The sequence below is a fragment of the Psychrobacter sp. MES7-P7E genome (assembly GCF_002863645.1).
Lineage (GTDB): Bacteria > Pseudomonadota > Gammaproteobacteria > Pseudomonadales > Moraxellaceae > Psychrobacter.
In genome coordinates, this window is sequence record NZ_PJBU01000071.1 from 1 (window position 1) to 13,916 (window position 13,916).

12 protein-coding genes are annotated in these 13,916 nt (G+C 44.7%); 7 read left to right on the forward strand and 5 right to left on the reverse strand.

Annotation, left to right across the window (positions count from 1 at the left end):
- The first annotated feature begins 49 nt into the window (after positions 1-49).
- Together CXF62_RS02330 and CXF62_RS02335 are read left to right on the forward strand one after the other, a co-directional pair.
- On the forward strand, positions 50-1,264 hold the full coding sequence (locus tag CXF62_RS02330; RefSeq protein WP_102092746.1) for an RtcB family protein: 1,215 nt from the start codon (positions 50-52) through the stop codon (positions 1,262-1,264).
- 150 nt (positions 1,265-1,414) lie between these two features.
- Positions 1,415-1,651 (forward strand): hypothetical protein, encoded by a 237-nt coding sequence (locus tag CXF62_RS02335; RefSeq protein WP_102092747.1) that lies wholly within the window; start codon positions 1,415-1,417, stop codon positions 1,649-1,651.
- 99 nt (positions 1,652-1,750) lie between these two features.
- Here CXF62_RS02335 and miaB read toward each other — a convergent pair whose 3' ends face one another.
- Positions 1,751-3,244, reverse strand: coding sequence for a tRNA (N6-isopentenyl adenosine(37)-C2)-methylthiotransferase MiaB (miaB, locus tag CXF62_RS02340; RefSeq protein WP_102092748.1), 1,494 nt, complete (start codon positions 3,242-3,244; stop codon positions 1,751-1,753).
- Between the two features lie 347 nt (positions 3,245-3,591).
- Between miaB and CXF62_RS02345 the strand changes: the two genes are divergently transcribed.
- The 4 genes from CXF62_RS02345 to CXF62_RS02360 all read left to right on the forward strand — a co-directional run bounded on the left by CXF62_RS02345 (position 3,592) and on the right by CXF62_RS02360 (position 8,776).
- A complete protein-coding gene (locus CXF62_RS02345) occupies positions 3,592-5,712 on the forward strand; it encodes a lytic transglycosylase domain-containing protein (RefSeq protein WP_102092749.1) in 2,121 nt (706 codons plus the stop codon).
- Between the two features lie 488 nt (positions 5,713-6,200).
- Complete coding sequence (locus tag CXF62_RS02350; protein ID WP_228153137.1) at positions 6,201-6,881, forward strand: T2 family ribonuclease; 681 nt, start codon at positions 6,201-6,203, stop codon at positions 6,879-6,881.
- A gap of 376 nt (positions 6,882-7,257) precedes the next feature.
- Positions 7,258-8,241 carry a malate dehydrogenase gene (locus CXF62_RS02355; protein ID WP_102092813.1) on the forward strand — a complete coding sequence of 328 codons (984 nt, stop codon included), beginning with the start codon at positions 7,258-7,260 and terminating at the stop codon, positions 8,239-8,241.
- A gap of 295 nt (positions 8,242-8,536) precedes the next feature.
- A complete protein-coding gene (locus CXF62_RS02360; protein WP_102092750.1) occupies positions 8,537-8,776 on the forward strand; it encodes a DUF2789 family protein in 240 nt (79 codons plus the stop codon).
- Between the two features lie 75 nt (positions 8,777-8,851).
- Here CXF62_RS02360 and ribF read toward each other — a convergent pair whose 3' ends face one another.
- Positions 8,852-9,931: a riboflavin biosynthesis protein RibF gene (gene ribF / locus CXF62_RS02365; RefSeq protein ID WP_102092751.1), complete on the reverse strand. Its 1,080-nt coding sequence runs from the start codon at positions 9,929-9,931 to the stop codon at positions 8,852-8,854.
- A 125-nt stretch (positions 9,932-10,056) separates the two neighbouring features.
- Here ribF and CXF62_RS02370 point away from each other — a divergent pair, with 125 nt between their 5' ends.
- Positions 10,057-10,767 (forward strand): GNAT family N-acetyltransferase, encoded by a 711-nt coding sequence (locus CXF62_RS02370; RefSeq protein ID WP_228153138.1) that lies wholly within the window; start codon positions 10,057-10,059, stop codon positions 10,765-10,767.
- Between the two features lie 11 nt (positions 10,768-10,778).
- On the opposite strand, the gene CXF62_RS02375 is transcribed toward CXF62_RS02370, so the two are convergent.
- The 3 genes from CXF62_RS02375 to ampD all read right to left on the reverse strand — a co-directional run bounded on the left by CXF62_RS02375 (position 10,779) and on the right by ampD (position 13,836).
- Complete coding sequence (locus tag CXF62_RS02375; protein WP_102092752.1) at positions 10,779-11,402, reverse strand: hypothetical protein; 624 nt, start codon at positions 11,400-11,402, stop codon at positions 10,779-10,781.
- Positions 11,403-11,543: 141 nt separating this feature from the next.
- Positions 11,544-13,094 carry a murein biosynthesis integral membrane protein MurJ gene (gene murJ, locus CXF62_RS02380; protein WP_102092753.1) on the reverse strand — a complete coding sequence of 517 codons (1,551 nt, stop codon included), beginning with the start codon at positions 13,092-13,094 and terminating at the stop codon, positions 11,544-11,546.
- Positions 13,095-13,206: 112 nt separating this feature from the next.
- Positions 13,207-13,836: a 1,6-anhydro-N-acetylmuramyl-L-alanine amidase AmpD gene (ampD, locus tag CXF62_RS02385; RefSeq protein ID WP_102092754.1), complete on the reverse strand. Its 630-nt coding sequence runs from the start codon at positions 13,834-13,836 to the stop codon at positions 13,207-13,209.
- Positions 13,837-13,916 lie beyond the last annotated feature (80 nt).

Here is a 13,916-nt window from a genome sequence, read left to right on the forward strand (position 1 = left end):
ATTATAAAAAATGCATGGTTATAAAATAACAAAATGGAAATAACAAGTTATGAGCATTCAATTAGTATTAAACAAAAATCGCAAACACGGCGTACCAGTCAAAATTTACACCACCGATGTTGAGCAAGGTGCGATGCAGCAATTACGTAACTTGGCTCAGCTAGAGTTTGTACATTCGCACATTGCGGTCATGCCTGATGTACACGTGGGTAAAGGCGCAACCGTTGGCAGCGTGATTCCGACCAAGTCTGCCATTATTCCTGCCGCAGTTGGGGTAGATATTGGCTGCGGTATGAACGCGGTACGTTTGTCCCTGACAGCGAGCGATCTGCCTGATAGCTTACGGTCATTACGCTCAGTAGTGGAGCAACAAGTGCCAGTCGGCTTCAATATGCATAAGCAAATCCAAGCCAAAAATTCAACGCTTGATCCGTTGGGCAAACGCCTCAAACCGATTACTGATAAGCATCCAGGTTTACTCAAAATGCTTAAAGGTTTTGAGCGTACGTGGGCGAAGCAGTTGGGAACACTCGGTGGTGGCAATCACTTTATTGAGTTGTGCTTGGATGAAAACAACGATATCTGGGTGATGTTGCATTCTGGCAGCCGCGGTATTGGTAATTGTATCGGCCAGTACTTTATCAATTTAGCAAAAAAAGAGCGTCAATCGCGCTTTGGTCATGTGCCAGATCGAGATTTGTCTTACTTTGCCGAAGGGTCTGATAGTTTTGCTGACTATGTCGAAGCAGTAGGCTGGGCGCAGGACTACGCGTTAGAGAACCGCCGCGAGATGATGCGTTTGGTGATTAAGTCCTTGCAGTCGCCACAAGCGGGATTACCACGATTTCAGCTGACCAAAGAAGCCATCAATTGTCATCATAATTATGTCAATGAAGAGGTGCATTTCGGTGAGCAAGTCTATGTGACGCGTAAAGGTGCGATCAGTGCCTATGCTGGTGAGCTTGGGATTATCCCAGGATCTATGGGCGCAAAGTCCTTTATCGTACGTGGTCTGGGCGAAGCTGAATCGTTTTGCTCGTGTTCGCATGGGGCAGGACGACAGATGAGCCGTGGTAAAGCCATGCGAGCATTTACCATCGACGAGCTAAAAGCGCAGACGGATGGCGTCGAGTGTCGCAAAGACAAAGGTGTCATAGATGAAATACCCGGAGCGTATAAAGACATCGATGAAGTGATGGCCAATCAAACGGATTTGGTTGAGGTGGTGCATACGCTTAAGCAGGTCATGTGTATTAAAGGCTAATGAGTAAAACCATAGGGAGTCACGACGGTGTCAATCGAGCTAAATGTACGAAGTGTACTATTTGCGCTCGATTTCCTAGTCGTGATCCCACTATGCTGTCACTCGAACATATAAAACAGATTTAGAGTTGTTAAAAATATAGGTAACAATATGAGCTTAAAACAAACCTTAAAAAAGGCCAAACAGATTGAACGACAGTTAGAGCAGCAAGCTGAGACAGGTGTGCAACACTCGCTAGGCACAGTCAAGCCGCGCAACTACTTGGCACTGGATCCACTATTAAGAAAAGGTGGTATTCATGAAAAAGAGGATATCGATATCGTCCGGAAAAAACGCCGCCGCGAAACTAAGCAGCAGCTACGGCAGACAGACTGGCTCTCAGAATAGCGAGCATTCGTTCTAATATTAAATTTAAACGACAAAAAAGGCCATTCACTATAATAGTGAATGGCCTTTTCTTATTTACTCGTAACTATGTTGTAACGGTTATGCCAATACTTCGATTAGCTCACCCTTCACCATGTGCGGACTAACGAAATCAGTAATACGTACGCTCACAAGTTTACCTAACAGCTCATCCATTTTCTCAACATCATGAGGGAACATAACGGTACGAGTATTATCTGCCGTACCGATTAAGCAATCAGGATGACGGTTGGCAACTTGTTCAACCAAGACGCGAGTCGTGGTGCCGACCATTTCATGCGTTTTGGCAAGTGTTGAGTCAATGATGACTTTCTGGAATTCAGCCAAACGAGCTTTCTTGGTGGTGAAGCTCACATCATCTGGCAACTCAGCGGCTGGCGTACCTGGACGCTTAGAATAGATAAAGCTATAAGAGTGATCGAAGTTCAACTCTTTCGCCAAGTTCAAGGTATCTTGGAAGTCTTGATCTGTCTCACCAGGGAAGCCAATGATAAAGTCACTCGACAAGTGAATATCAGGACGAATGGCTTTAAGCTTATTAATCTGATTGATATAAACATCAATGGTGTGATTGCGCTTCATCGCTGCCAAGATAGCGTTTGAGCCACTTTGAACCGGTAGATGTAAGTGTGATACCAGCTCTGGCAATTGTGCATACGCATCAATGATGTCATCAGTGAATTCAAGCGGATGGCTGGTCGTATAGCGAATACGCTCGACACCATCGACATGCGAGACATAATGCAATAGCTCGGCAAAACGGCAAATACTGCCATCATCTTTTTCACCGCGATAGCCGTTGACGTTTTGACCCAAGAGGTTGATTTCACGCACGCCTTGCGCTGCTAAGCTATCAATCTCAGCCAATACGTCATCGAGTGGACGTGACAATTCTTCACCGCGGGTATAAGGAACAACGCAGAATGAGCAATACTTTGAACAGCCTTCCATTATAGAGACAAACGCTTTGTAGCCTTCTACTCTTGGCTCTGGCAAAAAGTCAAACTTCTCAATGCTAGGGAACGACACATCAATCGTACCAATACGATTTTTAGGCGCAATTTCACGTTGCTCATTTGATTGGTCATATAGTTCTGGCAGGCGATGCAAGGTTTGCGGGCCAAATACCATATCGACATAAGGCGCACGCTTTTGAATATTATCGCCTTCTTGTGAAGCGACGCAGCCACCAACGCCAATGACAAGGTCAGGGCGTTTTTCTTTTAGTTTGCGCCAGCGGCCCAATTCCGAAAAGACTTTTTCTTGCGCTTTTTCGCGGATAGAGCAGGTATTCATCAGTAGTACATCGGCCTCATCGATATCGTGAGTGACTTCCATACCATGCGAATCGCCGAGCACGTCTAGCATTTTGCCAGAGTCATAGACATTCATCTGACAGCCTTGTGTCGTGACAAAGACCTTTTTTGTCGCTGCTTTTTCGACGGGCGCTTGGGCTGAACTTGCTTCTTTGAGTGCAGTGACAGCACGTGCGGTGACAGTCGTCTCAGCAACAGCATCGTCATCGATGCGGGGATTGAATACAGTAACACTCATAAGGATAAGTCCATGATTGACCAAAAATATAGCGGAGTAGCCGATTAACAGGTGGCGTATTTTATCACAACCCTGTGCCAATGTGAAAAATTAGCACGAGCGATGGGGTATCAATATGATAAATAATTCATAGCAGTATCAATTATTTACTGTCGTTCATATTACTATTCATAAAAACTGCGGCTCGTTATCACTTCTATGTTACACCGTGCTGTCCTATTTATTAACAAAAGGTAAAGGAGATAGTTGAAAGCACAATGAGTATAGTATGATGATTGCTATACCCTTGGCGGTACTTAGCGAACCGTTATTCATATATTTGTAGAGATATCATAAAGAGAGTCAGTATGACAAAGTTGCGTGTTGCGCATAGCATCAAGGATGAAGAATCAATCAGTCAAAAGCGCGCGTCGAAGCGGATCGCAGCCAGTACGTTACGGTTGAGCGCGTTGAGCGTGGCAACAGCGGTCAGTGCACTTGGTGTGTCACAAGTCGCTTGTGCCGAGTTGACGTGGGGCGATGAGGAAAGCTACCAACAAGAAGGTAACTATCAACAAGACAGTAGTATTGACTCATTTATGGCAGCCGCTATCGCCGCAGACCGCGGTGATGTAAGCGAGCTCTATAACTATGAGCAAGTCATGAGCGGTGGGTTGTTTGCGATGTATCCGACCTATTGGCGTATGAATCTAGATCTCAATTCACAGAGTTCAGCGGCCGTCTCGCAGTTTGTGCGTCAGTATCCAGATACGGTCATGGCTGAGAAATTGGTTGCGGATTTTGCGGAGACCAAAGCGGGGTCAAATGATTATGCATCAGTACGTCAAGTCGCGAATTTAATTACCAATGCCGATGCCAGTGAGCGCTGTGCCGTTGCGCTTGGGTTTAATAATGGCGGTGATACTATGCGTGCTATGGCAGCCAAATCTGATGTGTGGCTAACCACTAAAAAGCAACCAGCATTGTGCGATCAGTTAGCGATGGAGATGAACAACAACGCGCTGATTAGTAATCAAGATCGTGCTGCTCGTCTGAAACGTATGCTACGTAAAGGCAAGACCGGTGATATTATGGCATTGTCCTCACGCCTTGGTACGCCAATTGCTTATTCGGCGCTCAGTGAAATTCAGCTTAATCCGTCTTCTTTCTTTAGCCGTTTTGGTCGTGAGCCTGCAAGCCAAACCAATCAATACCTATATATGTACGCAATCGGCCGTATGGCTGACAAGTCTTATCGTGAGGCAGCGTTACAGTTAGAGTTTGATATCAAACAAGACAATCAGCGCGCGGTCAAATTGTTGAATGACGAAACCCGGCGCTATGCTTATCGTACGCTTGGCGTGCAGCGTATGAATCACAACACTGACGATGGCTTTAACGCTGAAGCAGTGGATTGGTTCCGCAATAGTTTGGACAATGACTTTAATTTTGAAGAAGCAGAAGATTACGCTATGGCAGCGATTCGCTTCGGTCGTTGGGATGATGTGGTGGAAGCCATCTCAAAAATGGACGGCGAAACGCAAAAAGAAGCCCAGTGGCAGTATTGGCTAGCTCGTGCCTATGAGCAGTCAAGCGATAGTAGCAAGCGTAATACGTCCAAAAAAATGTATCAGAACCTAGCAAAGAGTAATGACTACTATGGCCTGATGGCAAAAGATAAAATAGGGCAGCGTTTTGATGCTAGCCGTTTAGGTGGTAGTAATTTGCCCAATGTCAGTACTGCTGACCGCGCGCGCGTCATGCAAGATGCCAACTTTGCCCGTGCGTTTGCGTTATACAACTCTGAAGCCAGTCGTGCTTATGCCAACCGCGAGTGGAACTGGGCAGTGAAGCAAGCTCGTGACAATCGTGATGACAATTTAATTATTGCCGCTGCTCGTCAAGCCTATGATATGGGCTGGCTCGATCGATCGATTTATGCGGTTGATAATACTGATAGGGTGGATAGCTTAGCACTCTCGCATCCAATGCCGCATCAAAGCGCAGTCGTACGTTATAGTGAGGCAGCAGGTATTGATCCAGCATGGGCGTACGGTATTATGCGTCAAGAAAGCCGTTTCGTATCTTCTGCGCGCTCAAACGTAGGCGCGAGTGGACTGATGCAAGTCATGCCTGATACCGCAAAATATATCGCTCGTAACCTAGGCGAGACGTATAGTGCGAGCCGTGCCAATAGCGGTGATACCAATATCCGCTATGGTACGTGGTATATGGGTGATATCTTGGGCAAACTCAATTATCAACCAGTATTGGCAACCGCAGGCTATAATGCTGGACCTAATAATGCCAAACGCTGGCAGCCAGTTTATGGCTCACTTGCCGCAGATCAATATGTAGAGTCGATTGCATTCCCTGAGACACGTAACTATGTCAAACACGTGATGGAAAACGCCACTATTTATAGCAGTCTGTTGGGTCGTGGTCAGCCGATTACTCAGCGTATGGGTACGGTGCCAGCTGGATTTTAATCACTGAACTTGCATTTGATAAACCACTAATGATTTATTGTTAGTGGTTTATTTTTATCTGCTAATTTGCTTTGTCAATTGATCAACTCTGATTTGCTCAAGCAGCACTCATCTAGCTAAGGTAAATTTCACGGCCGTTATCCTTCAGTGCTTTATCAACATTTATCGAGATTCCTGACGATGTCGTCAACGTTTACGTTTTTGCTATAGATTAAAAAAAACGTTTTGTTACCATTGCCTTAATGAGAAACCCTATTTTTCAGTCTTGTTCTTAGGTCAATGCGTGTTTTATGTATCGCGTCTAATGATTTAAGTTATAGCCTATGTCTTATCATTGCTAACTAACTGCCTTCAGTCCTATGATCAAAAAATATTTTAGTCTGTCTACGTCGCCAAAAACCAAATATTCGTTATCTAATCGGATATGCTTTTTATCGAAGGCAAATACAAAGACGGATACAGACCTGAGCAATAAGGTCGCTAACTCTATGGTGCAATTGCGTGCAGGTTTGGCTAGTAAACATAGCGTAGGCAGTGTCAAAGCGACGATGAGCTTTGGCGCTTTACTGCTTATACAAGGCGTTATGCTGCTACCAGCACAGGCGGCTAGCACGGTTAAGACTGGTCAGCGCGTATTGATGATTGAGATGACCCCAGCATTATGTAATATGCAGCCGACGCGGGCACGTATGCGCCAGTGTTTAGAAGGGTATTCGTTGACTGTATCTGGTCTGGATATGGGATATGGTGAGCGCTGCGGTCGTGGTAGTGAGCCACGCCTTACACCGCTACAACTAAAAGTTGTCAACCGTATCATGCCTGACACAACGGTACGTAGCCAAACGTGGCAACGCTATGGAGCCTGTAGTCCGCTTAGCGCCAGCAGTTACTTTCGGCAGATTACTAACTATGCAGGTGGATTAAAACTACCGAATGAGCTAAATACGGGTAATAGTTATACCGTTTCCAAATCACGATTTATCAGTCAAATGACCCGCCTCAATAGTGGTATGTCTTCAAATAGTGTGGACCTCATCTGTCAAGAAGGCAGCCGTCGCCAATCGATACTCACTGATATACACGTGTGTTATGAGGGTAGTGATTTTGGGACTTGTCATGACGTTGTAGACAGCTGTGGCAGTAAATTTATCATTTCAGGTGGGCGATAATCTTCACTTAGTTATCTGCTTAAACCTCTTTTTTGATACCATTTTTCATTTCATTTAGTTCAATCTAATAGTGAAAACTGCCTATTTTGACCATTATATCTACGTATAGCATAGTGAAAATGTGCTTGAGTTGTTATGTGCTAAAGCCCTCTAGCGCTTTATCCGTAAGCGCTTAGCCTCTGCAGAAATCCTCTCGTATAAAATGTAACAATATAATCCCTGACGGGTCTATGACTGTATCTAGACGGTCACTGCGATGAAGTGCTACACTAGCTCTCGGTTTATACATGCTGCTATGCGGCAAACAAGTCGATATCTAAAATGATAATCGTTCATTAGAATTATCTAATAATTAATTAGGGAGTATTCAATGTCAATGAAACAGCCTTTACGTGTTGCCGTCACTGGTGCCGCTGGTAATATCAGCTACGCGATGCTATTTCGTATTGCATCTGGCGAGATGCTAGGTAAAGATCAGCCAGTTATTTTGCAATTACTTGAAATTACGCCAGCTCTTGACGCCCTAAAGGGTGTGGTCATGGAACTAGAAGACTGTGCATTCCCATTGTTGGCTGGTATCGTCCAAACTGACGATGCTAATGTCGCATTCAAAGATATCGATTACGCTTTACTGGTTGGTGCACGTCCTCGTGGCCCAGGTATGGAGCGTAAAGATTTGCTAGAAGCCAATGCTGCGATTTTCTCAGCACAAGGTAAAGCATTGAACGAAGTCGCTAGCCGTGATGTAAAAGTATTGGTAGTCGGTAACCCTGCCAACACTAACGCACTTATCGCTCAGCGCAATGCACCAGATCTTGATCCACGCAACTTCACTGCAATGACTCGTCTAGACCATAACCGTGCTATGGCACAGTTGGCTGGTAAGACTGACAGCACTGTAAATGACGTGAAAAAAATGATCATCTGGGGCAACCATTCGTCAACTCAGTATCCAGACCTAACCGCTTGTACAGTAAACGGTAAGCCTGCGCTAGATTTAGTTGATCGTGAATGGTACGAAGCGACTTATATCCCAGAAGTACAACAGCGCGGTGCTGCGATCATTAAAGCTCGCGGTGCATCATCTGCGGCTTCTGCTGCCAACGCTGCTATCGCACACATGCGTACGTGGGCACTAGGTACTGACGAGAACGATTGGGTATCTATGGGCGTTTACTCAAACGGCGAATACGGTATTGCTGAAGGTTTGATCTACTCATTCCCATGCACATGCGCTAACGGCGACTGGTCTATCGTAGACGGCGTTGATGTATCATCAGATTTCTCTAAAGAGAAAATGGCTGCCACCGAGCAAGAGCTTAGTGAAGAGCGTGATGCAGTAGCACATTTACTACCGTAAATCTAAGCTGCTATCCAGTAAGCTATGATTTAAGTAGTAAAGATAAGTAGCACGAAAAAGCCCTCTGAAATGTGAGGGCTTTTTTTATGTCTATAGGAAATAGGCAAATGAGAGCAATTTAGCTTGCTGTCTTAAATGAATAAAAGCAATTTACCGTTAATACAATTGATAACGTTAGATAAACGTTGATTAACAGCTATTAAAATAAAGCTTGCTACAATGAATATGTCAATTTAAATAATAAGCACATTAAACAATAAGTACGATCCTATTCGTACCATTTAAGGAGAAATTTATGTTGGGTGAACCAGAATATAGTATGAATGAGTTATTTGCTCAGTTAGGCCTAGACAGCTCTGACGAGGCAATTGATAGTTTTATCGCAGCAAACCAACTAGCTAGCGAAGAAAAACTGACAGAGTCTAGTATTTGGACAGATAATCAGCGTATGTTTTTGCAAGAGGAATGGCAAAAAGATGCCGCATGGGTAGAAACCATTGATGAGCTAAATGTCCGTTTACATCCTGATGCATAAATATTTATAGACATAAAACCCCCCGCGATAGTCTTAATATCGCGGGGGTTTTTATGTCTGGTTTAACACTAAACATCAAATTTGCTTTTTGCGCCACTCAAGTAGATCTGCGACGTCTTGATGAATACCCGCTTTTAAGGCTTCTATTCCATCATAGCGACGCTCACCATGCAAAAAGTGTAGGAAACGCACGTGTAAGTTCAGTCCGTACAAATCAGCTTGCAACTGCGGAAAGTGAACTTCTAGACGCCAGTCATCACCTTTATCGACAGAAGGTCTTTTGCCAATATTAGCCGTGCCGAACAAACTATGCGGACGCAAGCCGGCAACACCTGTATGACCGTCGTTGGCAAGCGCAGTCAAACCATCAGCGATCACATTACCATTGTCATCTAAGCTCACCACGTCGACCGCAAAAATACCATGCAAGGCAGGCTTTATACGCTGCAAATCGATATTTGCAGTAGGGAAGTCTATCGTTCGACCTATCTGATCGCCGCGCACAACCACTCCTGTGATTGCATAGTCACGACCAAGTAACCGGTTGGCTGCTTGAATATTACCTGCCAATAGTAAATCACGCACACGAGTAGAGCTGATACGGGCAGCGTCGTTATCGATAGTATCAACACTGTCGCTATCAACACTATCATCAGTATTACTATCAGTGACCGTATGCAGGTTGGTCACATCCAAACCATAGCCACGCAAAAACTGACTGTCGCCAGTACGATCATGACCGAAGCGAAAGTCATCGCCCAACACCAACGCTTTGACGTTCAAACGCTTGGCTAATATATCGGCAAATGCTTGTGCTGATAGCGAGCGAAATTCTGTATCAAACCCTGCTACGATCAATGTTTCAACACCATATTCTGCTAGCAGTGCTTGCTTCTCTGCCAGATTGGTCAGGCGCGCAGGCGCTTTAGCAGGTGCAAAAAACTCGCGTGGCTGCGGCTCAAATATCATGACCGCTGCACCCAAATCTTGGGTATGCGCAATCTCACGAACTTGGGCTAGCATGGCTTGGTGACCAAGGTGCACACCGTCGAAATTGCCGATAGTGAGCACGCAAGATGCCAACTCTACTGGGACGGTGTCCGTAGATGAGGTGTGTGGCGACGAAATCAGTTGCTCAAGAAAATAGGTTTTCATAAGTTTTCAGCTATGATGAGACCAAATAAAAAACGAAAAAACACATCTATGCTTAAAATTGATGTGTCTAAAACCAGCCATTATAAAGTAAAATAGCCACACTAACATCCTATAGTCTACGTGTAATGCAAGTATGGCGCATAGGGTGGCTATTCTTTATTGCCAATGATGCTAATACCAACCCTAACAACAATCTCGACAACGATGGAGATCTTATGTCTGCTGCTGCCTTAAATACTATACCAACCGACCTATCGACATATCAGCTTACCGATCAGTTCGTTGTGCAGCGTGCAAGTAAAGAAGATTTACCAGAAGTTTTAGCCATTTATAATCAAAGCATACCGGGCAAACAAGCAACAGCCAATCTTGCATTGGTTACGCTAGAGGAGCGTGCTGCTTGGTTTAATGAACATTTGGATAGCACAACCAGACCGATATATGTGGTCAAAGTACTACCATCAGATGATGGAGCTCAGACAAAGGCGCCAATAGTCGCATGGGGCAGCTTCAGCGATTTGTACGCGCGTACGGCCTATCACATTAGTACCGAGATTAGCATTTATCTAAATCAAGATTATCAAGGCAAAGGGTTAGGCAGTTTGCTGACTCGTTGGATGTTGACGCAAGCACCAAGCCTAGGTATTCGAAATATCATCGCCCTCGTCTTTGCTCACAACCATCCAAGCTTAGGATTATTCTGTAAGCTTGGCTTTGAGCAATGGGGTTATATGCCTGAAGTTTGTGATATGGAAGGGTTTATCGCTGATGTTGTGATGCTTGGTAAATCAATGACATCAGATGATATCTCAGATAAAGCGCCTGGAACAATTTAATTTAAAACGTTCTAACCTAAAATCTTCCATTGACCTTTTATCTTCTGTAGCTGGTAGGTCAGTGGTGCAGGTTCGTTCTGTCCTTTTAGCATCAGCTCGCCAGTGATGGTGGCACGAGTTTTGTCATCGTTGTATTTGGTATCAGTAATCGTAACGCCATCCACCGTTTGCTGAAATGCAGACTGAGTATTGGCAAGCTCTTCTTCGAAGTTTGCCATATCGACTTGGTAATATGACGCCGCATCCTTCACGTCACCGTAATATAAGCTGTTTAGGGCTTGCTTGACAGTATCCTCTGGCGTACCGGCTTGAGTCGGATTGGTCACTAGACTTTTCTGTTCGGCCGCTTCAGTGACTGGATTAATATTGTCACTATCAATCGCCGTCTTATCTTCAGTGCCATCTGTAATTTCGCCTGTTTCGCTAGCACTGTCAGCAATCTCTGCTTGGTCAGTCGTATCATTGTCTAATGTGACGTCTTCTGAGGTATCAACGGTCGCTGCCACATCATCATTATCGGTAGCAGTTTCAGCCGACTCATTATTGCTACAGCCGCCAATAAGTAATCCAGTGCTTAGTACACCAGTTGCTAGCAGAATTGGTAAGCGCTGGAAGATTGGCTGTTTCGTTGTCATATTAAACCTCAAATGTCATGTATTCATTAATGATCTATTATGACAATTATCAGCAGCGAGCATTGTCATTTCTCATAACAGGCTTGTTTTGGTTTCGTAAGCCTGCCATGAGTTTGCTTATACTTATACTTATACTCTATCCTAACCGTGCTTTAGCTGACGCGGACGGAAACCAGTCGCTAGCAATACCACACCGTAAACCAGCGCTCCGACGGCACACATAATAATCAGCGCGACGATACGTTGCCACTGAGCCTCATCGGTAGGAAAATAAGGTAGCATAAAATAAAGCACGCCAATCATAGAGCCAGTCGAGATAACAAACTGCGTAAATAGTTTTTTCCAATGCGGACCGAAACGGAAAATATCACGCTTGTGCAAGAAGTAATATAGCAAGCCTGCGTTTACAAAAGCAGCGCCAGTCGTAGCCAATGCCAGACCACCATGTAGTGGTATCTCTAAGAAATAGAATATTCCGATAAAAATAACACTAAAGATCATATTGGCGATGACAGAGATGATGCCGATTTTGACAGGAGTTCTGGTGTCTTGACGTGCAAAGAATGCAGGGGCAAAGATCTTAATAAGCATAAATCCTAAGATACCACCTGCCATACTACGTAGAGCCAGTGAGCTCATTTGTGCATCACGTAAGGTGAACTCACCGCGTAAAAATAGTGCTTGCATTAATACATCTGCCAGTACAAATAGGGCAGCCGAGGCAGGCACACCGACCAAGATAATAAGACGTGCTGCCCAGTCGATGGTCTTTTTAAAACTGACGTCGTCTTTTTGAGCTTCACTTTTTGATAGGCTTGGTAATATGACAGTACCAATCGCCACGCCAATTAGACCTAATGGCAACTCGCTCATACGTTCAGCTGCATAGAGCCAAGAGACGGAACCGCCAATCATTAACGAGGCAAAGATGGTGTTTAATAGTAAATTAATCTGAGTGACAGAAACACCAAAGATAGCAGGTAACATCAGTTTCAAAATTCGACGAACGCCTTCGTGCTGGAAGTCAATCTTTGGTGCGACAAGCAGCTTTTGTTGCCAGAGCTGCGGCAGTTGAATTAAGAACTGTAGCAAGCCTGCGATAGCAACGGCATAGCCAAGCGCCATGATGGGTGTATCAAACATTGGCGCAAAAATCAGCGCCCCACCAATCATACACAGATTCAACAGCACTGGCGCAAAGGCGGGTGCGGCAAAACGACCGTAGCTTTGCAGAATACCACTCGCAAAGGCTGTCATAGAGATGAATAGCAAATACGGAAAGGTAAGACGCAGTAATTCAGCAGTGATGGCAAACTTGTTGGGTTGATCGGCAAACCCAGGGGCAAACAACGTCACCACCCAAGGTGCGATTAAGATGACCACCACCGTAAGCATCGATAACACTAGCAACAATGCGCCCGAGGTGCGACTGACCAAAATCTGCACTTGTTGTAAGCTGTACTTTTCTTTGTATTCGGACAGTACTGGCACGAAAGCTTGGCTAAACGCACCTTCTGCAAACAGTCGTCGTAAGAAGTTTGGGATTTTGAAGGCGACCAAAAAGGCATCCATCAAACCACCTGCACCAAAAACCCCTAGCAATACAACATCACGTACCAAACCTAAAATACGCGATAACATGGTCATACTGCTGACCACCATGGTTGAACGAAATAACCGACTTTTTGCCATGAGAACCTATCTTGCTAAGTTGTATATTGAGTTATGTGCTGATGTGATATGGATAAAAAACTGACAAATTATATCACTTTCACCATTGAGATAAATGGATTGAGTGTGGAAATCACTTATGTGACGGTACACCGTTTTTCGTTGCATCAGCCACTAACTGGCGCAATCTTGCCCATTCAAAATAATCACCAGGGTCAGTCTTACGCCCAGGCGCGATATCACTGTGACCTGTTAAGTGGCGACGTGTTTTGGGGTAGGCCTTATAAATGGCGGCAATTACGTCGGCTAGCTTCTCATATTGAGCAGAGGTGAAGGACACAAAATCCGACCCTTCGAGCTCGATGCCAATGCTATAATCATTACATTCAGGTCGACCCAAGTAGCTAGACCGCCCAGCATGCCACGCCCGTTCGTTGAAATTGACGAACTGAGTGATAGCGCCATCACGCTCGATAAATAGGTGCGCTGATACTTCTGCGCCTTTAATTGTTTGAAAATAAGGATGAGCATCCCAGTCTAATTGATTGGTAAATAATGCTTTTACATAATGCGTGCCACTAGCGTCGCAGGCACCAAATTCATTCGGTGGTAGACTAATATTGTGTACGACAATAGCGTCAATACTTAAATCTTTTGGCCTTACATTGTAATTGGGTGAAGCCAACCAAGTAGCTGTTGATAGTAGACCGTCTTTGATGGTCATTGGTGACGTAGATGATGAGTTTGGCAATGATGCAGGCATAATGCTCTCTTTTTATACTAGTATTGATAATGGTGTGATAGACAATCTATCTAAGTAGCTAAATGATAGTAGGCGATGTG

Excerpts from the sequence above, each read along its gene's own strand:
- CXF62_RS02330 (WP_102092746.1), top strand. The coding sequence starts at position 50 with ATGAGCATTCAATTAGTATTAAACAAAAATCGCAAACACGGCGTACCA.
- CXF62_RS02335 (WP_102092747.1), top strand. The coding sequence starts at position 1,415 with ATGAGCTTAAAACAAACCTTAAAAAAGGCCAAACAGATTGAACGACAG.
- miaB (WP_102092748.1), bottom strand. The coding sequence starts at position 3,244 with ATGAGTGTTACTGTATTCAATCCCCGCATCGATGACGATGCTGTTGCT.
- CXF62_RS02345 (WP_102092749.1), top strand. The coding sequence starts at position 3,592 with ATGACAAAGTTGCGTGTTGCGCATAGCATCAAGGATGAAGAATCAATC.
- CXF62_RS02350 (WP_228153137.1), top strand. The coding sequence starts at position 6,201 with ATGGTGCAATTGCGTGCAGGTTTGGCTAGTAAACATAGCGTAGGCAGT.
- CXF62_RS02355 (WP_102092813.1), top strand. The coding sequence starts at position 7,258 with ATGAAACAGCCTTTACGTGTTGCCGTCACTGGTGCCGCTGGTAATATC.
- CXF62_RS02360 (WP_102092750.1), top strand. The coding sequence starts at position 8,537 with ATGTTGGGTGAACCAGAATATAGTATGAATGAGTTATTTGCTCAGTTA.
- ribF (WP_102092751.1), bottom strand. The coding sequence starts at position 9,931 with ATGAAAACCTATTTTCTTGAGCAACTGATTTCGTCGCCACACACCTCA.
- CXF62_RS02370 (WP_228153138.1), top strand. The coding sequence starts at position 10,057 with ATGCAAGTATGGCGCATAGGGTGGCTATTCTTTATTGCCAATGATGCT.
- CXF62_RS02375 (WP_102092752.1), bottom strand. The coding sequence starts at position 11,402 with ATGACAACGAAACAGCCAATCTTCCAGCGCTTACCAATTCTGCTAGCA.
- murJ (WP_102092753.1), bottom strand. The coding sequence starts at position 13,094 with ATGGCAAAAAGTCGGTTATTTCGTTCAACCATGGTGGTCAGCAGTATG.
- ampD (WP_102092754.1), bottom strand. The coding sequence starts at position 13,836 with ATGCCTGCATCATTGCCAAACTCATCATCTACGTCACCAATGACCATC.